Source organism: Streptomyces sp. NBC_01460 (assembly GCF_036227405.1).
Lineage (GTDB): Bacteria > Actinomycetota > Actinomycetes > Streptomycetales > Streptomycetaceae > Streptomyces.
This window is the reverse complement of sequence record NZ_CP109473.1, coordinates 776236-796303: the sequence shown is the minus strand read 5'-3', so window position 1 is coordinate 796303 and position 20068 is coordinate 776236. Positions and strand designations below refer to the sequence as shown.

At 72.9% G+C, this 20068-nt stretch carries 22 protein-coding genes; 8 read left to right on the top strand and 14 right to left on the bottom strand.

Annotated features, from left to right (window positions below; translation table 11 throughout):
• Positions 1-182 precede the first annotated feature (182 nt).
• Positions 183-1226, top strand: coding sequence for an NUDIX hydrolase (locus tag OG488_RS03660; protein WP_329225836.1), 1044 nt, complete (start codon positions 183-185; stop codon positions 1224-1226).
• A gap of 421 nt (positions 1227-1647) precedes the next feature.
• Here the strand turns inward: OG488_RS03660 and OG488_RS03650 are convergent, their stop codons facing one another.
• Positions 1648-3012 (bottom strand): dipeptidase, encoded by a 1365-nt coding sequence (locus OG488_RS03650; RefSeq protein ID WP_329225835.1) that lies wholly within the window; start codon positions 3010-3012, stop codon positions 1648-1650.
• Positions 3013-3205: 193 nt separating this feature from the next.
• On the opposite strand from OG488_RS03650, the gene OG488_RS03645 reads away from it, so the two are divergent.
• Positions 3206-4471 carry a geranylgeranyl reductase family protein gene (locus tag OG488_RS03645; protein ID WP_329225833.1) on the top strand — a complete coding sequence of 422 codons (1266 nt, stop codon included), beginning with the start codon at positions 3206-3208 and terminating at the stop codon, positions 4469-4471.
• Here OG488_RS03645 and OG488_RS03640 read toward each other — a convergent pair.
• Complete coding sequence (locus OG488_RS03640) at positions 4455-4910, bottom strand: nitroreductase/quinone reductase family protein (protein ID WP_329225832.1); 456 nt, start codon at positions 4908-4910, stop codon at positions 4455-4457. The genes OG488_RS03645 and OG488_RS03640 overlap by 17 nt on opposite strands.
• A 130-nt stretch (positions 4911-5040) precedes the next feature.
• Between OG488_RS03640 and OG488_RS03635 the strand changes: the two genes are divergently transcribed.
• From OG488_RS03635 to OG488_RS03625, 3 genes are all read left to right on the top strand, one after another.
• A complete protein-coding gene (locus OG488_RS03635) occupies positions 5041-5772 on the top strand; it encodes a TetR/AcrR family transcriptional regulator (protein WP_329225830.1) in 732 nt (243 codons plus the stop codon).
• A gap of 117 nt (positions 5773-5889) precedes the next feature.
• On the top strand, positions 5890-7188 hold the full coding sequence (locus OG488_RS03630; protein WP_329225828.1) for a sensor histidine kinase: 1299 nt from the start codon (positions 5890-5892) through the stop codon (positions 7186-7188).
• Positions 7185-7850: a response regulator transcription factor gene (locus tag OG488_RS03625; RefSeq protein WP_329225826.1), complete on the top strand. Its 666-nt coding sequence runs from the start codon at positions 7185-7187 to the stop codon at positions 7848-7850. The genes OG488_RS03630 and OG488_RS03625 overlap by 4 nt, the downstream gene beginning before the upstream one ends.
• On the opposite strand, the gene OG488_RS03620 is transcribed toward OG488_RS03625, so the two are convergent.
• The 4 genes from OG488_RS03620 to OG488_RS03605 all read right to left on the bottom strand — a co-directional run bounded on the left by OG488_RS03620 (position 7811) and on the right by OG488_RS03605 (position 10737).
• Positions 7811-8107, bottom strand: a complete 297-nt coding sequence (locus OG488_RS03620) for a DUF6332 family protein (RefSeq protein WP_329225825.1) — start codon at positions 8105-8107, stop codon at positions 7811-7813. The genes OG488_RS03625 and OG488_RS03620 overlap by 40 nt on opposite strands.
• 159 nt (positions 8108-8266) lie before the next feature.
• Positions 8267-9013 carry a maleylpyruvate isomerase family mycothiol-dependent enzyme gene (locus tag OG488_RS03615; RefSeq protein WP_329225823.1) on the bottom strand — a complete coding sequence of 249 codons (747 nt, stop codon included), beginning with the start codon at positions 9011-9013 and terminating at the stop codon, positions 8267-8269.
• A gap of 24 nt (positions 9014-9037) precedes the next feature.
• Positions 9038-9406 (bottom strand): SCO4225 family membrane protein, encoded by a 369-nt coding sequence (locus OG488_RS03610; RefSeq protein ID WP_329225821.1) that lies wholly within the window; start codon positions 9404-9406, stop codon positions 9038-9040.
• An 80-nt stretch (positions 9407-9486) separates the two neighbouring features.
• Positions 9487-10737: an MFS transporter gene (locus OG488_RS03605; RefSeq protein ID WP_329225819.1), complete on the bottom strand. Its 1251-nt coding sequence runs from the start codon at positions 10735-10737 to the stop codon at positions 9487-9489.
• 122 nt (positions 10738-10859) lie between these two features.
• Between OG488_RS03605 and OG488_RS03600 the strand changes: the two genes are divergently transcribed.
• Positions 10860-12074, top strand: a complete 1215-nt coding sequence (locus OG488_RS03600; protein WP_329225817.1) for an ROK family protein — start codon at positions 10860-10862, stop codon at positions 12072-12074.
• Between the two features lie 90 nt (positions 12075-12164).
• Here the strand turns inward: OG488_RS03600 and OG488_RS03595 are convergent, their stop codons facing one another.
• Genes OG488_RS03595 through OG488_RS03585 form a run of 3 tightly spaced genes read right to left on the bottom strand, consistent with a single transcriptional unit; the run spans position 12165 to position 14224 of the window.
• Positions 12165-13055: a phosphotriesterase family protein gene (locus OG488_RS03595; RefSeq protein WP_329225815.1), complete on the bottom strand. Its 891-nt coding sequence runs from the start codon at positions 13053-13055 to the stop codon at positions 12165-12167.
• Positions 13052-13636, bottom strand: coding sequence for a DUF4865 family protein (locus OG488_RS03590; protein WP_329225814.1), 585 nt, complete (start codon positions 13634-13636; stop codon positions 13052-13054). Before OG488_RS03590 ends, OG488_RS03595 begins: the two co-directional genes overlap by 4 nt.
• A 9-nt stretch (positions 13637-13645) precedes the next feature.
• A complete protein-coding gene (locus OG488_RS03585; RefSeq protein ID WP_329225812.1) occupies positions 13646-14224 on the bottom strand; it encodes a TetR/AcrR family transcriptional regulator in 579 nt (192 codons plus the stop codon).
• Between the two features lie 197 nt (positions 14225-14421).
• Between OG488_RS03585 and OG488_RS03580 the strand changes: the two genes are divergently transcribed.
• Positions 14422-14715 carry an SHOCT domain-containing protein gene (locus OG488_RS03580; protein ID WP_329225810.1) on the top strand — a complete coding sequence of 98 codons (294 nt, stop codon included), beginning with the start codon at positions 14422-14424 and terminating at the stop codon, positions 14713-14715.
• A 91-nt stretch (positions 14716-14806) separates the two neighbouring features.
• Here the strand turns inward: OG488_RS03580 and OG488_RS03575 are convergent, their stop codons facing one another.
• Positions 14807-15331 carry an ATP-binding protein gene (locus OG488_RS03575; protein WP_329225808.1) on the bottom strand — a complete coding sequence of 175 codons (525 nt, stop codon included), beginning with the start codon at positions 15329-15331 and terminating at the stop codon, positions 14807-14809.
• Between the two features lie 213 nt (positions 15332-15544).
• Complete coding sequence (locus tag OG488_RS03570; RefSeq protein ID WP_329225806.1) at positions 15545-15907, bottom strand: hypothetical protein; 363 nt, start codon at positions 15905-15907, stop codon at positions 15545-15547.
• A 225-nt stretch (positions 15908-16132) separates the two neighbouring features.
• Between OG488_RS03570 and OG488_RS03565 the strand changes: the two genes are divergently transcribed.
• Positions 16133-17266 (top strand): PLP-dependent cysteine synthase family protein, encoded by a 1134-nt coding sequence (locus OG488_RS03565; protein WP_329225804.1) that lies wholly within the window; start codon positions 16133-16135, stop codon positions 17264-17266.
• 36 nt (positions 17267-17302) lie between these two features.
• On the opposite strand, the gene OG488_RS03560 is transcribed toward OG488_RS03565, so the two are convergent.
• The 3 genes from OG488_RS03560 to OG488_RS03550 form a co-directional block, all read right to left on the bottom strand.
• Positions 17303-18436 carry a PP2C family protein-serine/threonine phosphatase gene (locus OG488_RS03560; protein WP_329225803.1) on the bottom strand — a complete coding sequence of 378 codons (1134 nt, stop codon included), beginning with the start codon at positions 18434-18436 and terminating at the stop codon, positions 17303-17305.
• A gap of 79 nt (positions 18437-18515) precedes the next feature.
• Positions 18516-18950 carry an SRPBCC family protein gene (locus OG488_RS03555; protein WP_329225801.1) on the bottom strand — a complete coding sequence of 145 codons (435 nt, stop codon included), beginning with the start codon at positions 18948-18950 and terminating at the stop codon, positions 18516-18518.
• A gap of 67 nt (positions 18951-19017) precedes the next feature.
• Complete coding sequence (locus OG488_RS03550) at positions 19018-19848, bottom strand: DeoR/GlpR family DNA-binding transcription regulator (protein ID WP_329225800.1); 831 nt, start codon at positions 19846-19848, stop codon at positions 19018-19020.
• Positions 19849-20068 lie beyond the last annotated feature (220 nt).

The window sequence follows — 20068 nt, the reverse complement described above, 5'->3', positions numbered from 1 at the left end:
TGGTTCCAGTGACTGACCGTTCCAACGACGTCCCGCCGCCACCCGTTACGGCGGCGCGAGCGTCCGGACCTCCACCGCGTGACGCCCCCGGCGGCCGCGCCGGCGCAACCGCATTCCCCCGGTGGGTTTCCGGAGCGGGGTGATGCGGGCAAGCCACAGGGGGCTACGGAAGAGGGGGAACCGTGATCGTCTGGATCAACGGTGCGTTCAGTGCGGGCAAGACCAGCGCCGCGTGCGAACTGATCGATCTGATCCCGAACAGCACTTTCTACGACCCCGAACTGACAGGCGGGGCGCTCAGCCGGCTGCTGCCGCAGAAGAAGCTCGCGGAAGTGAACGACTTCCAGGACCTGCCGATATGGCGGCGCCTGGTGGTCGACACGGCCGCAGCCCTTCTCGCGGAACTCCCGGGGGTACTGGTGGTGCCGATGACCCTGCTGAGGCAGGACTACCGCGACGAGATATTCGGCGGACTGGCCGCCCGGCGCATACCGGTGTGCCACGTGCTGCTCTCACCGGAGGAAACGATCCTGCGCAGACGGATCGCCGCGCGCGAGGAATGCGCCGACGACCCCGGGCGCAGCGAGCGGATCCGGCAGTGGGCCTACGAGCACATCGAGCCCTACCGGGCGGCGCTCGGGTGGATCAGGGCCGACGCCCACACGATCGACACCAGCGCGCTCACCCCGTACGAGACGGCCGAGCGGATCGCCGAGGCGCTGCGCACCGGTGAGGCCGGGGAGTGCGGGATCGTCCAGACCCCCGAGCCGCGTGCGGAGACCGTCGCGTCCGGGGTGCTGCTCTTCGACGAGCAGGACCGGGTGCTGCTCGTCGATCCCACTTACAAGCCGGGCTGGGAGTTCCCCGGCGGCGTGGTGGAGGCGGGAGAGGCCCCGGCGCAAGCGGGGATCCGGGAGGTCGCGGAGGAGCTCGGGCTTCGTCTGGAGACGGTTCCGAAGCTCCTCGTCGTCGACTGGGAGGCGCCGAAGCCGCCGGCGTACGGAGGACTGCGTTTCCTGTTCGACGGCGGCCGGCTGCGCGGCGACGAGGCCGCACAGCTGCTGCTGCCGGGCTCGGAGCTGCGCGACTGGCGGTTCGTCACCGAGCAGGAGGCAGCCGGGATGCTCCCGCCGACCCGCTTCGAGCGGCTCCGCTGGGCGCTGCGCGCCCGGGAGCGGTCCACCGTGCTGAATCTGGAGGCGGGGGTGCCCGTGGGCGGCCGGTAGCCGCCCGGGTGCCGCCGTTCACCGGGTGGCGGCCCGCAGGACGGCCGGCGCGTCGACGGTGAGCGGGTCACCGTGCCCGAAGCAGGTGACGGTGGGGCGGTCGACCCGGGTGGGCGGCGACTTGAGGACCGTCAGCGCACGCGCGTACGGGGGCCGTTCCCAGTCGTGCGGTACAGGATCGGGGACAGGCTCCTTGCTCCGGACGTACGGGGCGTCCGCCCGGTGGGCCGGGATCTCCGCGCCGTGCCGCCGGGGGAGGCCTGACCGATCGGGAAGCTGAGCATGTGCAGTTGTGGAGTACCTCGACGGTGTCCGTACGGCGAACGTACGGACGGCCGGCGGCCGTCGCCCGGAATTCTGCTCCGGGCGACGGCCGCTGAGCGCGTACTGCTGGGCGCGTACCGCCGAGGCCGGTGTGTCCTCAGCCCTTCTTGGACTCCGCGTAGGTGCGCAGGAACAGTGCCTCGGCGACCGAGAGCCGCTCGAGCTCCTGGGGGGAGACGCTCTCGTTCACCGCGTGGATCTGCGCCTCCGGCTCGCTCAGCCCGATGAGCAGGATCTCCGCCTGCGGGTAGAGCGCGGCGAGGGTGTTGCAGAGCGGGATGGAGCCGCCCATGCCGGAGGCCTGCATCTCCTCACCCGGATAGGCCTGCCGCATGGCCTCGGCCATCGACGTGTACGCCGGGCTGGTGATGTCGGCGCGGAACGGCTGCCCCTGGCCGACCTGTTCGACGGAGACCCGGGCACCCCAGGGGGCGTGCGACTCGAGGTGGGCGGTCAGCAGCTTCGTGGCCTCGGCGGCGTCCTGGCCGGGCGGCACCCGCAGGCTGACCTGTGCCCGGGCGCTCGCCTGCAGCGACGGGGTGGCGCCGACGACCGGCGGGCAGTCGATGCCGATGACGGTGACCGCGGGCCGGGCCCAGATGCGGTCGGCGACCGTGCCCGCCCCGATGAGCTCCACGCCGTCGAGCACCTTGGCGTCCTTGCGGAACTCGTCCTCCGGGTACTGGAGCCCCTCCCACTCCGCGTCGGTCGTGAGCCCGTCGACCGTGGTCGTGCCGTCCTCGGACCGCAGCGACGCCAGGAGCTGGATCATCGCCGCCAGGGCGTCCGGGGCCGCGCCGCCGAACTGCCCCGAGTGCAGGTTCCCTTCGAGGGTGTCCAGCGTCACGCGCAGCATGGTCATGCCCCGCAGCGTCGCGGTGACGGTGGGCAGCCCGACGCGGAAGTTGCCGGTGTCACCGATGACGATCGTGTCGGCGGCCAGCAGCTCCGGGTGCGCCTCGGCGTACTGTTCGAGGCCGCCGGTGCCCTGCTCCTCGGAGCCCTCCGCGATGACCTTGACCGAGACCGGGACTCCGCCGTTCGCCTTGAGGGCGCGCAGCGCGAGCAGGTGCATGATGAATCCGCCCTTGCAGTCCGCGGCGCCACGCCCGAACCAGCGGCCGTCCCGCTCCGTCAGCTCGAACGGCGGGGAGAGCCACGCGGACTCGTCCAGCGGCGGCTGCACGTCGTAGTGCGCGTAGAGCAGCACCGTGGGCGCGCCGGCCGGGCCGGGGAGGTAGCCGTAGACCGACTGGGTGCCGTCGGGGGTGTCGAGCACGGCGACGTCCTGGAAGTCCTCGGCGCGCAGCGCGTCGGCGACCCATCCGGCCGCCGCCTCGCACTCGCTCCTGGGGAACTGCGCGGGGTCCGCGACCGACCGGAAGGCCACCAGCTCGGCCAGCTCCGTCTTCGCACGGGGCATCAGCGAGGAGACGGACTCGGAAATCGGACGGGCGGTCATGGGCACGCTCCTCGTGGGTGCGACGTTAGGACTGTGGCGCGGTGTGTACGCGGCCGGGGGCGACGCCGTGGACGCGACGTTGCGTGTACAACGAATTCATGGCTGATCCTCCCACAGCGGAGTTCGGCCGCGACGCGCCGTAGGATGCCGTGAGCACTGGGGCCACAGGTCGGATCGGGAGCAGAAGCACATCGTGAGCAGCGAGAACGCAGACGCCGGACGTGAGCCGGAAGAGTCGTCGTCGGTACCGCAGGAGTCCTCGGTCTGGGATGTCGTCGTGGTCGGCGCGGGCCCGGCCGGAGCGTCCGCGGCGTACGCGGCAGCCGTGGCGGGCCGCAGGGTGCTGTTGCTGGAGAAGGCGGAGATCCCCCGGTACAAGACGTGCGGCGGGGGAATCATCGGGTTCTCGCGGGACTCCCTGCCGCCCGGATTCGAACTGCCCCTGAAGGACCGGATCCACGCGGTCACCTTCTCGCTCAACGGGAAGCTCTCCCGCACCCGCAGGTCCAAGCGCATGCTCTTCGGGCTGATCAACCGTCCGGAGTTCGACGCCGGACTGGTGGAGGAGGCCCAGAAGGCGGGGGCCGAGCTGCGGACGGGTGTGGCGGTGACACGGGTCGAGCAGCACGGCCCCGCCGTCCCCGACCGGCGCACGGTCGCGGTCGTGCTCGCCGGCGGTGAGACGGTGCTCGCCCGGGCCGTCGTCGGCGCGGACGGCAGCGCGGGCCGCATAGGAGCTCATGTCGGCGTGAAGCTCGACCAGGTGGACCTCGGTCTCGAGGTGGAGATCCCCGTTCCGGAGACGGTCGCCGAGGACTGGGCGGGCCGGGTGCTCATCGACTGGGGGCCGATGCCGGGGAGTTACGGCTGGGTCTTCCCCAAGGGCGACACGCTCACCGTCGGGGTGATCTCGGCGCGCGGCGACGGAGCGGGGACGAAGCGCTATCTGGAGGACTTCGTCGGCCGGCTCGGTCTCGCCGGATTCGAGCCCACGGTCTCCTCCGGCCATCTCACCCGGTGCCGGAGCGACGACTCGCCGCTCTCCCGCGGACGGGTGGTGGTCTGCGGTGACGCGGCGGGCCTGTTGGAACCCTGGACCAGGGAGGGCATCTCCTTCGCTCTGCGCTCCGGGCGGCTCGCCGGTGAATGGGCGGTGCGGATCGCGGAGTCCCACGACGCGGTCGACGCCCGGCGGCAGGCGCTCAACTACGCGTTCGCGATCAAGGCCGGACTCGGTGTGGAGATGAGCGTCGGGCGGCGCATGCTCAAGCTGTTCGAGCGGCGCCCCGGTCTCCTGCACGCCGTGCTGACCGGCTTCCGCCCCGCCTGGAACGCCTTCGCGGGGATCACCCGGGGGACGACCTCGCTCGCCGAGCTCGTCCGTTCGCATCCGCTGGCCCAGCGGGCGCTCCATGTGATGGACCGCCGGGGAGCGGACGGGGTCAGCTCCCGACCGTGATCCGGAAGACGGGGTGGTCGGGGCAGGCGGCGAGGAGTTCGGCGTCGGTCGACTTCACGGTGATGCCCTGGAAGTACTGGTTGACCTCCCAGCCCCAGCGCTTCAGGTAGGCCCGGACGATCCGTGCCTTCTGCTCGTCGTCCGCGATCTCCACGGCGGTGAAGGCACTGACCTTCCGGCCCACCTTCAGCTCTCCGCCCCCGGCCACGCGCATGTTGCGCACCCACTGGGAGTGGCCGCGGGCGGAGATCAGGTACTGGGCGCCCTCGTAGGGGTGGGGGTTCACGGGGATGCGCTGCATCCGGCCGCTCTTGCGGCCCCGCACCGACAGCTCGGCGGAGCCGAGGAGGCTGACGCCGTGGCGGGCGAGCCACCCGACGACGTTGTTCATCCGCTGGGCGAAGGCGTTGGCCTGGAGGTAGTACGGCTGCTGCGACATGGGTGACTCCTGCTCCACCGGGAGAGCGGTGCTCTCGCTTGAGATCAGTGTGCACGGAAGCGGCACTCAAAAGCAAGAGCGGTGCTCTCGTTTGTGTTCGGCGCTCCGATCGCATGGCACACTGGAGCCCATGAGCACCATCAGAGGGGCCAGGGAACGCGCCCGCATCGAAGTCACCGCGGCGATCAAGGACGAGGCCAGGAAACAGCTCGCCGCCGAGGGCGCCGCGAAGCTCTCCCTGCGCGCGGTGGCCCGTGAGCTGGGCATGGTGTCCTCCGCCCTCTACCGCTACTTCCCGAGCCGCGACGACCTCCTGACGGCTCTCATCGTCGACGCGTACGACGCGGTGGGTGAGGTCGCGGAGGCGGCCGGGGCGAAGGGCGACGGCCGGCCCGGCCCCGACGCCGCCCGCTGGACGGCGGTCGCCTGCGCCGTACGGGAGTGGGCGCTCGCCCACCCCCACGAGTACGCGCTGATCTACGGCTCGCCCGTCCCCGGCTACACCGCCCCGCAGGACACGGTCGGTCCCGCGTCCCGCGTGGGCCTGGTCCTCATCGGCGTCGTGCGCGACGCCCACCGTGCCGAGGGCCTCGCCGTTCCGTCGCTGGACCCCGGGCTGCGTCCCGAGGCCGCACGCCTGGCGGCCGATCTGGCCCCCGATCTCCCGCCGGCCGTCGTGGCCGCCCTCGTCGCAGCATGGGCCCAGCTCTTCGGGCTGATCTCCTTCGAGCTCTTCGGCCAGTTCAACCGGGTCGTCGAGGCACGCGAACAGCTCTTCCGCCACGCGGCGCACGAGATCGGCCGCTCGGTGGGACTGCTGGAGGGCCGCGCTCCGACCGGCGCCGACGGCCCGGGAGCCTGACGCAGGGAGGCGCCGGGACCGGGGCCGTCCGACCGGACGGGTACTCCACAGGGAGTACGGGCGACCACCACGCCCGGCTGACGTGCACCGGCGGCCCGCGCGTCTAGCGTGGCCGGTATGGACCAGCAGCGAGCGCACCCGGGCGCCGGCCCCCGCCCGGCCCCGGACGGCCGGTGGCCCGTCCACGGACCACCGTGGCGCGGCCGGCCGGCCGGCGGCGGGCCCTCCGGCGGTCCGGGAGCGCGGGGCGACCGCCTCCCGTGGCTCTCGACGGTCGTGGTCGGCGTGATCGTGATGGGCGGCACCAGCGTCGCGGCGCACGGCCAGGGCCGCGAACCGCTGGGCCTCGTCGCGCGGCTGCTGCTGCTCGCGGCCGTCGCGGTGCTGCTCGTGCGCCACCGTCACCCCGTCGTCGCCGTGGCCGGAACGTCCGCCGCGACGCTCGTCCATCTCGCGCTGGGGTATCCGTACGGACCCGTCCTCCTCGCCGTCGCCGTCGGCTGCTTCAGCGCGATCGTGTCGGGGCACCGCACGGCCGCGTGGTGGTCGCTGGGCGGACTCTGGGCGGGGCATCTGCTGGCCGCGCACTGGCTGTACCGATGGCTGCCGCCGGACGGCGACGGCCCGGCCCCCTGGAGCCAGGAAGCGTTCGTGACGGCCTGGGCCGTGGCGGTCGTCGCCGCGGCGGAGCTCCTCCGGGTGCGCCGTGAGCAGTGGGCGGCGGCCAGGGCGGAGCGGGCTGCCGCGGAGAAGCGGCGGGCCGACGAGGAACGGCTGCGCATGGCCCGGGAACTCCACGACGTCCTGGCCCACAGCATCTCCGTCATCAACGTCCAGGCCGGGGTCGGGCTGGCGCTGCTCGACGTCGACCCCGAGCAGGCGCGTACGGCCCTCACCACGATCAAGTCGGCCAGCAAGGAGGCGCTCGGCGAGGTGCGCCAGGTGCTGGAGAACCTCCGGGCGCCGGGTGACGCCCCCCGCGCCCCCGCCCCCGGACTCGACCGGCTGCCCGAACTGGTCGACCAGGCCGCGGGGGCAGGGCTCGCCGTCACGGTCGAGACCGACGGAGACCGCGGCCCGGTCCCGCCCGGCGCCGACCTCGCCGCCTTCCGCGTCGTGCAGGAGGCCCTGACCAACGTGGTGCGTCACTCCGGATCGCGTACCGCTCACGTCCGCGTCACGTACGGGGAGGAGCACCTCGGGCTCGTCGTCGACGACGAGGGGCCGGCGACCGGCGGCGACGCGGGAGGCAGCGGCAACGGACTCATCGGGATGCGGGAGCGCGCCGCCGCTCTGGGGGGCACGGTCGCCGCCGGCCCACGGCCCGACGGCGGTTTCCGGGTGACGGCGGAACTCCCGCTGAAGCCCGGCCGGGGCGCCGCACCGGACGCGGCGGGGTCGGAGGGCGCGTCGTGATCCGCGTACTGCTGGCCGACGACCAGCTGCTGGTCCGGGCCGGGTTCCGGGCACTTCTGGACGCCCAGCCCGACATCGAGGTGGCCGGCGAGGCCTCCGACGGTGCGGAGGCCGTAGGCCTGGTGCGTGAACTGCGCCCCGACGCCGTGCTCATGGACATCCGGATGCCGACCCTGGACGGTCTGGCCGCGACCCGTGCGATCACCGGTGACCCCGCGCTCCACGAGGTGAAGGTGGTCATGCTCACCACGTTCGAACTCGACGAGTACGTCTTCGAGGCGATCCGCTCGGGCGCCTCCGGCTTCCTGGTCAAGGACACCGAACCGGACGAGCTGCTGCGGGCGGTGCGTGCGGTGGTGGGCGGCGACGCGCTGCTGTCGCCGGGAGTGACGCGCCGGCTGATCGCCGAGTTCGCGGCGCGCTCCAAGGAACCCGCAGCGGCGACCGTCCTCGACCAGCTGACCGAGCGGGAGCGGGAGGTCATGGCCCTGGTCGGCATCGGGCTCACCAACGAGGAGATCGCCCGCAGACTCGTCGTCAGCCCGCTCACCGCGAAGACCCACGTCAGCCGCGCCATGGTGAAGCTGGGCGCCCGGGACAGGGCCCAGCTCGTCGTGCTGGCCTACGAGTCGGGGCTCGTGCGCCCCGGCTGGCTCGGCTGAGCGGGCCGCAGCCGGCGCTTCTCCGCCGCACGGGGGAAACGCCACAGCACGTGCACGACCCGGAGGACGAACACCAGCGCGCCGAGCACGGTGCCCGCCCGGGACAGCAGGTGTTCGGCGCCGCCCGGCAGCTGGAGGAACACGGCGGGGAGGAACACCCCGGCGAAGGTGACCGCGGCCACCACGGCACCGCTCACGAGCGCGTAGCCGATCTCGACGGTCATCGCGTCCCGCTCCGCCTGCGTGCGTCGTGACATGTCCTGAGTGTCACAGGGGCCGTGACCGGCGACAAGGACGTCCCTCCGCGTCGCGCCCGGAACCGCCTCCGCCTCCGGGTCCGGGGCATGTGGCGCCACGCTGCAGGGCCCCGTCCCAGGACGTCCGGACCCGGACCTGGATCCGGATCCGGCGCACGATCAGACGACCGCGGAGTTCCTCTCCCACAGTCCGGCCACCTCGCGGTCACCCGACACATCGACGGACGAGAGCGGAAGGCGATTCCAGAGCGTCAGGAAGAGGTCCTCGGCCGTGCCGTTCAGCGTGCAGTCGGCGGGCGTGTCCAGGGCGGCGGCCCCGCGTACGGTGTGGGGCGGGTCGGCCGACAGCCGCACCGTCCACACCGCGTCGGTGTCCACGGCCCGTATCCGCAGGGTGCGCGGGGAGTCCGTGCGGACGCGGCTCCTGGCGCGGGCGTGGAAGCCGGCCAGCAGTTCGTCGATGCCGTCGACCGCGTGCGGCGGGGAGACCGCCGTCAGCGGGCCGCCGCGCGCGGACTCGGCGTCCACCCGGTGGACCCTGGTCTCGTGCGCCTGACGGCGTGTCCAGAAGGCGAGCGGTGACGCCGCGGGAAGGAAGGTCCAGCAATCCAGGCCGGCTGGAGCGGCCCGGAGCGCGTCGACCAGCGTGCGGTGGCCCTCGGTGTAGTGGTCCAGGAGCGCCTCCCCGTCGAGGTCGGGCTCCCCGCCGTCCGGACGGTAGGTCAGGTGTCCCTCGACGACGAACGCGGTGGCCCAGCGGTGGATCGCGGACGTGTGCCGGAGGAGGTCGCGTACCCGCCACCCGGGGCAGGTCGGCACGGCGGCGTCCGTGCCCGCCTCACGGGCGGCGGAGGCGAGCGCGTCGCCTTCGGCGACAAGGGCGGTCAGGTGTTCGGAGGTCTCCACGGCGGCGATTGTGCCAGAGCGGGATCAGGCGCCATGGGGGTGTGCCGGGCTGCTCCGGCGGGTGCCCCGGAGCAGCCCGGCGAACCAGCCCAGCGCACAGGCCTGGACGAGCACCGACACCACCAGCGCGAGATAGACGAACCAGGCGGGCCCTCCGGCGTCCGCACCTGCCACGGAGCTGCCCAGGAGGAAGAGGAAGACGGTCGGCGCGGCGAGGAGGAAGACCCAGACACCGGCGAACGACGCGTCGTCGGTGGACACGAACAGGGTGTCCACCGCGACGAACACCGAGACCGCCAGCACGAGGCCGAGATAGACCCGCGAAGCCGTGTTGCCGTATGTCAGTCGCGCCAGTGCGCGCAGTTGCCGAGCGATCGTCACCTGGTGGTTCATGTCCCACTCCCCGTGGATGGCTGATGCCTCCATCGTGCGCCGGGGGAGTGTTCCGCGCCTGAGTACGCCTACTCAACCGCTCAGGTGTTCGCCGCGTTGCGGGCCGCGTAGCCCAGGACCGCCGCCGTGGCGGCGAGCAGCGTCACCGTGACGAGGGCCACCGGAAGGGAGAACCAGTCGGCGAGGAAGCCGATGACCGGCGGGCCGAGGAGCATCCCGCCGTAGCCGAGGGTCGACGCGGCCGCCACGCCGCTCGGACCGGCCAGCGCGCCTGCCCGGCCGACCGCGACGGGAAAGATGTTGGCCAGTCCGAGGCCGGCCACGGCGAAACCGGCCAGGGCGAGCCACAGGGCCGGGGCCAGCGCGCCGAGCAGCATCCCCGCCGCGGCCGTCACCCCGCCCGCCACCAGGGTCCGGGTCTGCCCGAACCGTTCGAGGAGCGCGGTGCCGCTGAGCCTGCCGACGGCCATCGTCAGCGCGAACACGGAGTACCCGGCGGCGGCGAGACCGGGCTCGGCCCCCAGGTCCTGGCTGAGGTGCAGGGCGCCCCACTCGGCCAGGGCGCCTTCCCCGTACGCGGTGCAGAGGGCGATCACGCCGAAGAGGATCACGATCCGGCGCGCGCGGGCGCTCATCCTCCCCGGCTGCTCCGGACGGTCCGCGCCCTCCCGCCCGGACGTACGCGCCACCCGCTCCTCCGCGGGCGGGGCGGCGGCCGATCCGGCGCGCAGGAGCACGGGGCCGGTGACCGCGGTGACGAGGAGGCCGACCCCCGTGAGGGCGAGGAGGTGCGTCGCGGGCGAGAGGCTGCCGGCGACCAGTCCTCCGAGCCCGGCGCCGGCCATGCCGCCGAAGCTGAACGCGGCGTGGAAGCTCGGCATCACCGGCCGGCGCATCGCGGCGACCAGATCGACGGCTGCGCTGTTCATCGCCACGTTCATGCCGCCGTACGCGGCGCCGAAGAGCAGGAGCACGAGGCCGAGGGAGAGGGCCGAACCCGTCTGTGCCGGGAGGGCGATGCTCAGCGACAGCAGCACACCGCAGACCACGGTGACCGCGTGGCTCCCGTAGCGCCGGCAGAGCCTGCCGGTGAGCATCATGGTGATCACCGCACCGGCGGAGACGCCGAGCAGGGCGAGCCCGAGGGTGGAGGGCGTGGCTCCGGTCTGGTGCTTGATGGCCGGGATGCGGACCACCCAGCCGGCGAACAGGAACCCGTCGAGGGCGAAGAACACGGTCAGCGCGGTACGGAGGCGGGCCGACGAGGGAGGGGCGGTGTCTCCGCCGATTCCCCCCGACAGGGCCGTCCGCAGTTTGTTTACTTGCGGCACAAAGTGAGCATAGGGTGGCCCCGACGACGTACGCAAGACGGGGTGCCGCAGCGACCGCCCGGTGGACGGGGCGGGATGCCGAGGCGTCGGCAACGGCCCGGGATCATGGGAGACTCGCCCCCATGAACGGCAAGTCGACCACCACGCGGACGAAGTTGGAGAGGGGCCGCAGCGCGCTCGGGCCCGCCCTGGAGCTCGTGCACACCGGACGCGCCCCCACCCGCGCCGTGCTGACCTCCGAGCTCGGCGTCACCCGTGCCACCGCCGGCGCGGTGGCCGCGGAGCTCGAGGCGCTCGGGCTCATCAAGGTCGACTCCAGCCCCGGATCCGCCGCCGGTTCGCAGGGGCGCCCCTCGCACCGGTTGTCCGTACGCGACAGCGGCCCCGTGACCCTCGCCGCCCAGGTCCACTCCGACGGTTTCCGTGCGGCGCTGGTGGGGCTCGGGGGCAGGATCGTCGCCACCGCGCCCGGCTGCGTCGCTGTCATGGCCGATCCCGCCCAGGTCCTCGGCGAGGTGGTCGAGGCCGGCGCCCGGCTCCTGCGCGAGAGCGGGCTGCGCTGTGTCGGCGCGGGGCTCGCCGTGCCCTCCGCCGTGGCCGAGCCCGACGGTACGGCGCTCAACCCGCTGCACATCGCCTGGCCGGCCGGGGCGCCCGTCCGGGAGATCTTCTCCGCCTGTGTCCGGGCCGCGGGGATCACCGGTCCCGCGTTCACCGGCAACGACGTCAATCTCGCCGCCCTCGCCGAGCACCGGCACGGCGCCGGGCGCGGAGCCCAGCACCTGCTCTGTGTCGCGACCGGCCACCGGGGGGTGGGCGGTGCCCTCGTCCTCGACGGCCGCCTGCACAGCGGGAGTTCGGGACTCGCCCTCGAAGTGGGGCATCTGACGGTGAATCCCGAGGGCCGCCCCTGCCACTGCGGCGGGCGGGGCTGCCTCGACGTCGAGACGGACCCGCTCGCCTTCCTCACCGCCGCCCGCCGGGAGCCAGGCCCCGAGGAGTCGCTGCTCAAGCAGTCCGGCGACCTGTTGCGCACGGAGTACGGCGACCCCCAGGTGCGGGCCGCCGCCGAGGAGCTGATCGACCGGCTGGGCCTCGGCCTCGCCGGGCTGGTCAACATCCTCAACCCGGACCGGATCATCCTGGGCGGGCTGCACCGCGACCTCCTGGAGGCCGACCCCGAACGGCTGCGGGCCGTGGTGGCCGACCGCAGCCTGTGGGGCCGCAGCGGGAGCGTGCCGATCCTGGCCTGCACCCTGGACCACAACAGCCTGGTGGGCGCGGCGGAACTGGCCTGGCAGCCCGTGCTCGACGACCCGCTGGCCGCACTGGCCTGACCGACCGGTCCCGCGTCCGCGCCGTCCGGGTGCCGGGCCCCTGTCCGCGCCGTCCGGGTGCCGGTCCCGCGTCCGCGCCGTCCGGACCGCTCAGACCGTGGCCAGGGCGAAGGCCCGCGCCGGGTTCTCCACGAGCACCGCACCCAGCAGTTCCTGGCCCAGCGACCGCTCCAGCCGCGGGCGCAGCCGCCGCAGCAGGTACGGCATGCCCGGGGTCCCGGGCACCGTGGTGTCGCCGCCGAGCAGCAGCTGCCCGCCGAACCCGGCCTCCGCGAGTTCGGCCAGTTGGTCGGGCAGTCGCCAGTCCGTCGCGTGGTGGGCCCGCGAGGGGCCGTCGAACGCCAGGAACGCGCCCGCCCGCGCGGCGTCGAGCTGAGCGACGCCGTCGGGGAACCTGCCCAGGTGCCCGAGGACCACCCGCCGTGGTTCCACCCCCAGCTTCCCGCACAGCAGATCCAGCACGTCCCGCGCACCCGTGCCCAGTTCCAGGTGGACGGCGATCGGAGCGCCCGTACGGTGATGCGCTCCGGCGGCAGCCGTCATGGTGCGCCTGGCATGCTCGTCGACGCCGTGGAACGCCCCGGCCACCTTGATCAGGCCCGCCCGCACCCCTGTGGCGCCGATCCCGTCCGCGATCTCCGAGACGAACAGGTCCTCCAGCACCGGCATGATCCGGCCGAGCAACTCGGGTGCGTAGTGGGCCGCCTGGTGCAGTCCGGTGGCGGCGACGACCCGCACCCCGGCTTCCCGTGACAGGGCCACCAGCTCCTCGGTACGCCGGCCCATGCCGTACGGAGTCCACTGGACGACGGCTGTCCCGCCCAGCTCGCGGAAGTCCCGCAGCCGCTCCCGGGCCTCTGCGAGGTCGTCCAGCTCCAGCCCGGGCAGCAAGGGTGTGCGGATGAAGAGGTGGTCGTGCGCGTCGCAGACGCCGAGCTCCCCGGCAGGGACGTCCCCGAGGACCGTGCGGACCCGGGTCACCACTGCTTCCCCCGGCCGAGCAGGTCACGCTCCGGTGCCGAGAGGTGCAGCACCTCGAAGCGGTCGCCGGGGATCCCGGACCGCGGCTCTCCCTCCCAGAGGGTGAAGCGGAGCAGCTCCCAGTGGAGGGGGTCGACGGCCAGCGCCGTGGCGACGACGCCGGACAGCGTGGCCAGCCGACGGCTCTCCGCCAGCGCGGACTCCACCGCTGTGGCGGGCCGCACGCTGTCCGGTATCCGCTCGCGGTGGCGGAGCGCGGTGCGGGGGAGTGCCTCCGGAGCCGCTCCCTCCAGGTGGAGGAGTCCGGTCCAGTGCTGCACCTCGGGACGGCCGAAGTCGTCGACGATCCCCTGGAATCCGGGGCCCCAGAGGAAGGCGTTCATGCCCTCGGCGGACGTCCACAGGTAGAGCGGGGCGTACTGGTTCACCGGAGAGGTCTCACCGCGTTCGCGGATCAGATAGGCCTTGAGGCCCAGGCCGGGGAAGTCGTCGAGGAGGTGGCCCCTGGTCGCGACCCGCCTGCGGATGATCTCCATGTCGTAGTCGGCCGGCAGCGTCAGCTCGTACTGCATGGCGTACATCGGAACTCCTCAGGCCTGACGGGACGACGTGATCTGCGGGGCGAGCAGGGAGAGCAGCCCCCGGACGGCCGAGTCGAACGCGGCCGACGACCCGGACGCGCGGGCCAGGACATAGCCGCCCTGGACCGTCGCCACGACGGCGGCCGCGACCTCCCGGGGCTCGATGCCGGGGGAGAACTCCCCCCTGTCCAGGCCTTCCTGGAGGATCTCGGCGAGACGGCCCCGCAGCCAGCCGATGGTCTCGTCCACCGGGGCCCGCAGCGCGTCGCTCGCCACCACGTCGGGATCCATCGTCAGCCGGCCCACCGGGCAGCCCCGCAGCACCTCCCGCTCGCGCAGCAGGTAGGCCGAGATCCGCTCGTAGGCGGATCCCGGGCCGTCCAGCAGCCGGGCCGCCGTCTCCCGCATCTCGGCCGACGTGCGGAGCACGGCGGCGAGCGCCAGATCGGGCTTGCCCGCGAAGTGGTGGTACATGCTGCCCTGGCCGGCCCCCGCCCGCTGCTGGATCGCCTTGGGGCTGGTGCCCACGTAACCGCGCTCCCACAGGAGCTCCTGGGTGGCCTCGATCAACCTCTCCGGAGTGCTCATGAACTCACTGTACATACCAGTAGGTACAGAATCCACGCCGTTCGGTGGATCCACGGAAGCAGGCCACGGGCCCCGGCGTACTTTCCTCGCCGTACAGGGACGGCCGCCACCCGTACGACGCGCACGGCCCCTCGGGGAGACAGGCTCGTGGGTGACAGGAACGCACGGCTGAACCCCTGACCGAGGAGCTGACCGAGATGGACACCCTGGCGAACTCCGGAGGACCCGGACCCTGGATCCTCTTCCTCCCACTCATCTGGGCCGCTGTCGTCATCGGCGTCGTCACACTGCTGCGGCGGACCGTCCTGCGCGGACGCCGCGGCCCGTGGCAGCCGCACGGCCTCCGGCAGGGCGGTCCCGCGGGCGAGCACTCGCCGATCGGCCTCCTGGGCCGGCGCTTCGCCGCCGGGGAGATCGACGAGGACGAGTACTGGCGCAGGCTCTCCGTCCTGGACGAGCCCTACGGCCGCTACAAGGACGTGCCGTCCTGACCGCGTGCGCCGGCCGAGGACCGGGCGCACGGCGCACGGAGCGCGGCGATCCAGGAGGATCGCCGCGGTCCGTGGTGCGGGGCGGGCCCGGTCAGCCGACGACGGCGGACCGGACCCGCGTCCGTGCCGCGGTCGTCTCCATGAACCCCGCGACGTCCGAGCCGAACGGGCCGTCGGTCGTCGACCCGTACACCGGGAGAGGGGGCAGGGCGGTGGTGAACGTCGGCGCGAGCAGGGTGAACCAGATGACCTTTCCCGCGTCGTCGCTCGGTCGTACGCCCCAGCTCTCGCTGACCGCGGCGATCATCGCCAGCCCGCGCCCGGAGGTGGCGGAGAAATCGGCGTCGCACACGGTCGGCAGCCGGGGGTCGTGGTCGTGGACGGAGACCGTCAGCCGGTCGAGCAGCAGCTCGACCTCGACGGTGCATGATTTGTCCGGCTGTGCGTGCCGGTGGACGTTGGTCAGCAGTTCGGTGACGCCGAGCGCCGCATGGTCGATCAGAGGATCGAGATGCCAGTAGCGCAGTTGCGCCGAGATGATTCTGCGGACCTGACCGATCCGCGACGGCAGGGCCTGGAGCTCCACCGCGCAGTGCCTGCTTGGCTCGCTGATCACGGCTGCGACTCCCCGAATGAGGTCCGGAAGAAGACGAAGGAACGGATCCAGCAGATGGCTGGCTGCTGTTTCTGGTCATGCGTGGTCCGCCCTGCGTGGCTCCCGGCGAGGCGGCTTGCGCTGTCACCGCCGGTGCACCATCAGTGACGTGTGACCAGCGTGACTCAGGGGGTTGGGGTCCGCAACTCGCGGTGTCCGCACCGGACCGTAGCGTCAGATGTGCCGTCCCGCGGCATTCCGCAGCGCCTCCAGGAATCTTCGCACCGGGGCGGCTCCGCCGGGCCTGCGATTGCGCTGGCCCATGGTCAGCCGGTACCGCACCCCGTTGATGCGGGCGACCGCCGCGTCGGCGGCCGGGAACCACGGTCTTCCGGCGCTCACCGCCGTCACCGGAGCGCTGGCGATCTCCCGGCCGTTGCTCGTGAGCAGGGCGATCCGGCCGTCCTTGACGATCACTTGGCCGGCTCTGGTCAGCGACCTCGCCCACCGCTGGATCCTGACGTCGCTCGCTCTGAACTCCACCGTGCCGAAATCCGGCGTGCCGAAATCCGCAGCGCTGAACTCTGTCTCGGCCATGGTTACTTCGCCCCCCTTGTACCGGCTTCTGCAAGTCTGCCCGCGGACGGGGTTCCTGCACCAGGGTCCGTCACGACCGATCGCGGCCGGCACCGCGCGGGTGCGGAGGACGGGGACACCTGGGCCAAGGGAGGGCTATGGATCGTCAAAGTGAACGTTTGTGCAGGTGGGGAGAATATCGTGGGCCCCACGGAGTACCGCTGTCATCCCCGAAGGAGAGCGCTGATGGACACCGGTGAGCACACACCCGGCGGTGGCGTCATGGAGACCGTGGACATCGACCGGAGCGACCCTGTCTACCGGGACTGGCTGAAAGAGGCGGTGCGCAAGGTCCAGGCGGACGCGAACCGTTCGGCGGACACCCATCTCCTGCGCTTCCCCCTGCCGGAGCACTGGGGCATCGACCTCTATCTCAAGGACGAGTCGACGCACCCCACGGGCAGCCTCAAGCACCGGCTGGCCCGTTCGCTCTTCCTCTACGGGCTCTGCAACGGCTGGATCCGCCGCGGCAAGCCGGTCATCGAGGCGTCCAGCGGCTCGACGGCCGTCTCGGAGGCGTACTTCGCGAAGCTGATCGGTGTGCCGTTCGTCGCGGTGATGCCCCGGACCACCAGCCCCGAGAAGTGCCGTCTGATCGAATTCCACGGCGGGCAGTGCCATTTCGTCGACGACTCCCGCCGGCTGTACGAAAAGTCGGCGGCCCTCGCGGCCGAGACCGGCGGGCACTACATGGACCAGTTCACCTACGCCGAGCGCGCCACCGACTGGCGGGGCAACAACAACATCGCCGAGTCCATCTACCAGCAGCTGAGGCTGGAGCGGTATCCCGAGCCCGCCTGGATCGTCGCCACCGCGGGCACCGGCGGCACCTCCGCGACCATCGGACGCTACGTGCGCTACATGCAGCACGACACGCGGATCTGCGTACCCGACCCGGAGAACTCCTGCTTCTTCGACGGGTGGACCCGGCACGATCCGCAGGCGACCAGCGACTGCGGCTCCCGCATCGAAGGCATCGGCAGACCCCGGATGGAGCCGAGCTTCGTGCCCGGAGCCATCGACCGGATGATGAAGGTGCCCGACGCGGCCAGTGTCGCCGCCGTCCGGGTGCTGGAGCGCTCCATCGGCCGGAAGGCGGGCGGCTCGACCGGCACCGGGCTGTGGAGCGCCTTCAAGCTGGTGTCCGAGATGGTCGGGAGGGGGAGCACCGGAAGCGTCGTCACGCTGTTCTGCGACCCGGGCGACCGCTACCTGGACAAGTACTACTCCGACGACTGGCTGCGCGCGCAGGGCCTGGACATCCGGCCGTACACCGAGACGATCGACCACTTCCTGGCCACCGGCACCTGGCCCGCCTGAGACGGCCCGCGCACCGGCTCCGGGACGGCGCGCGGATCAGGCCGGGTCCGGGAGCCTCTCCACCGCGACCAGGGCCGCGTCGTCGCCCAGGCGGCCCCCCGCGTGCCGCAGGAGATCGGCGCACGCCTCCTCCAGCAGCCGCTCCGGCCCCAGGCCGGTCCATGACGCCGCCCGCTCGGCCAGCGGGTAGAAGCGCCCCGCGCGGTCCCGCGCCTCGGTGACCCCGTCGGTGTACAGCAGCAGCACGTCACCGGCCCGGAAGGCGAACTTGTCCTCGGTGGGTGGGGCCCCCGACAGGGGCCCCACCCCCAGGGGCGGGCCCGGTTCCGTGGCGTCCAGCGTGTGCACCCGGCCGGCCCGCAGCAGCAGGGGCGGCGGATGCCCACAGCTGACCAGCCGGAGCTCCGGAGCCGCGTCCGGCAGGTCCAGCACGGCAGCGGTGACGAAGGCCTCGACGAGCCCGGGGTCGTCGGACCGCCCGCCACTCTCGTTCAGCGAGTCGATCCGGTGCGCGGCCACGCTCGTGTCCAGCCGTGTCACGAGAGCTGGGAGACGCCCCTCCTGGCGGGCCAGTGCGCGGAAGGCGCCCAGGACCCCGGCGGCGCCGCTGATGGCGTCCAGGCCCTTGCCGCGGACATCCCCGATGATCACGCGGGTCCCCTCCGCCGTCCGCGCCGCAGCGAACAGGTCGCCGCCCAGCTGCGCGCCCTCCTCGGCCGCCAGGTAGAGCGAGGCGAGGTGCAGGGGCCCGCTGCGCACGGGCAGGGGGCGGAGAACGCTGCGCTGGGCGGCCTCGGCCACCGTGCGCAACTGCACCATCTCCGCCGCGTTGCGCTCCCGCAGGCGGGCGAAGAACGTCACGATCGCCGAGATCAGGAACAGGGCGACGATCTGGTACATGTGATTGAGGTCGGTGATGCTGGAGCGCGCCAGCGCCACGGCGGCCTGGGCCAGTACCGCGACCACGCCGACGACGGCGGTCATGCGGGGACCGGCGAACGACGCGGTGAGCGCCGGTGCCGCCACGAGAAAGGGCCCGAGGTGCACCTCGGGCGGCACGTTGATGTCGATCACGGTCACGACGGCGATGAGTGCGAACGGCGCCACGAGGAGCGCCGGGCCCGGCCGGGTGCCGTCCCGCGTCCCCTCGTGCCCTCGCCGGTGACCCATGAGTCCGGGATACCGCACCCGTCCGGCCGCCGCCCCTTCTGGGCGGACGTCCGAGACCCGCCCGCCGTGCCGCGCTCCCTCAGTCCTCCAGCAGGACGCCGAGCTCGCGGGAGAAGACCCGTCGGCCCGCGGTGGCCAGCAGCGGATCGGCCCAGCGGGGCAGCAGCCGCACCCGCAGCTCCTCGACCCAGATGACATGCGAACCCGAATCGGTCGGCCGGACGTCGATCGACGCCCGGCCGCGCACCACCGAACCCCGCTTCTCCAGCGCGCACAGCCCCGCCCGGCCCGCGGTGGGCGGGGTCCACCGCACCACTTCCATCGGATCGTCGAAGCCCAGCGGCCCCAGACCGGTCCTGGCCACGAAGACCGTACCGGTGCGGGTGGGCAGGCCCGTCGTGACGGTGACCGAGGTGAACGGAACCGTCCCGCCGTGCCGGTCCCAGTCGGTCACCCGTCGCCACGCCTCGGCGGCGGGAAGGGGGGAGAAGCGCTCGATGCGGAATACGGCCACAGGCCGATCCTAGGACGTCCGGCGCCCGCGGGCCGGGGAACGGAACACGCGGGCGGCGCGCGGCGGACTACTCGTCCGACGCCCGGCCCGCCACCACCAGGCCCGGCAGATGTTCCTCGATCTCCTGCCGGGCGCCGTCCGGAAGCCCGGCGTCCGTCACGAAGGTGTCCACCTCGTCGAGCGTGGCGAAGGAACTCAGCCCCACGGTGCCCCACTTGGTGTGGTCGGCGACCACGACGACCCGGCGGGCCGCCCGGACGAGGCGCCGGTTCGTCTCGGCCTCCGCCAGATTCGGCGTGGAGAGACCGGCCTCGACCGAGATGCCGTGCACCCCGAGGAAGAGGACGTCGAAGTGGAGCGAGTCGATCGCGCGGTCCGCGACCGGGCCGACGAGCGAGTCCGACGGCGTACGGACACCGCCGGTCAGCACCACCGTCGCGGCCCCGGCCCGCGCGCCGCCCGACGACGTCGGACGCTGCGCGCCGTGGAACACGTCGGCGACCCGCCCCGAATTCGTCACGACCGTCAGCCCCGGCACCTCGAGGAGATGCCGGGCCAGCGCGAACGTCGTCGTGCCGCCCGAGAGCGCGATGGCGCTGCCGGGCACGACCATCGCGGCGGCCGTGCGGGCGATGTCCTCCTTGGCGCTGAGCTCCAGCGTCGACTTGGCCTCGAAACCGGGCTCGTGCGTGCTCGCCTCGACGACCGGGACGGCTCCGCCGTGCACCTTCTCGATGACGCCCTGGCGCGCCAAGGCGTCCAGATCGCGGCGGATGGTCATGTCGGAGACGCTCAGCTTGCGGGTCAGCTCGTTCACCCTGACCCCACCGCGCTTGCGCACATCGTCGAGGATGAGCGCGCGCCGCTGTTCCGCGAGCAGATTCTGGTTCTCGCTCAACGCCGGGCCCCGGTCCTTCCGTCTGTCCGCACGGTCCGGCAGCGGTCCTGCGGACGGCCTCATCCTTTCACGCACGCACGCCCGCCGTCCCACTGGGGAGATTCCGTGAGAGCGGGTGCGTCGAGTGCCCCGCGTCCGGGATGGTGGTGACTGCGCATCAGCTCGGTCCCGCGCACCAGCCCACCCCCTGCCGGCCCCATCCCGCCGGTCCCCACCGGAC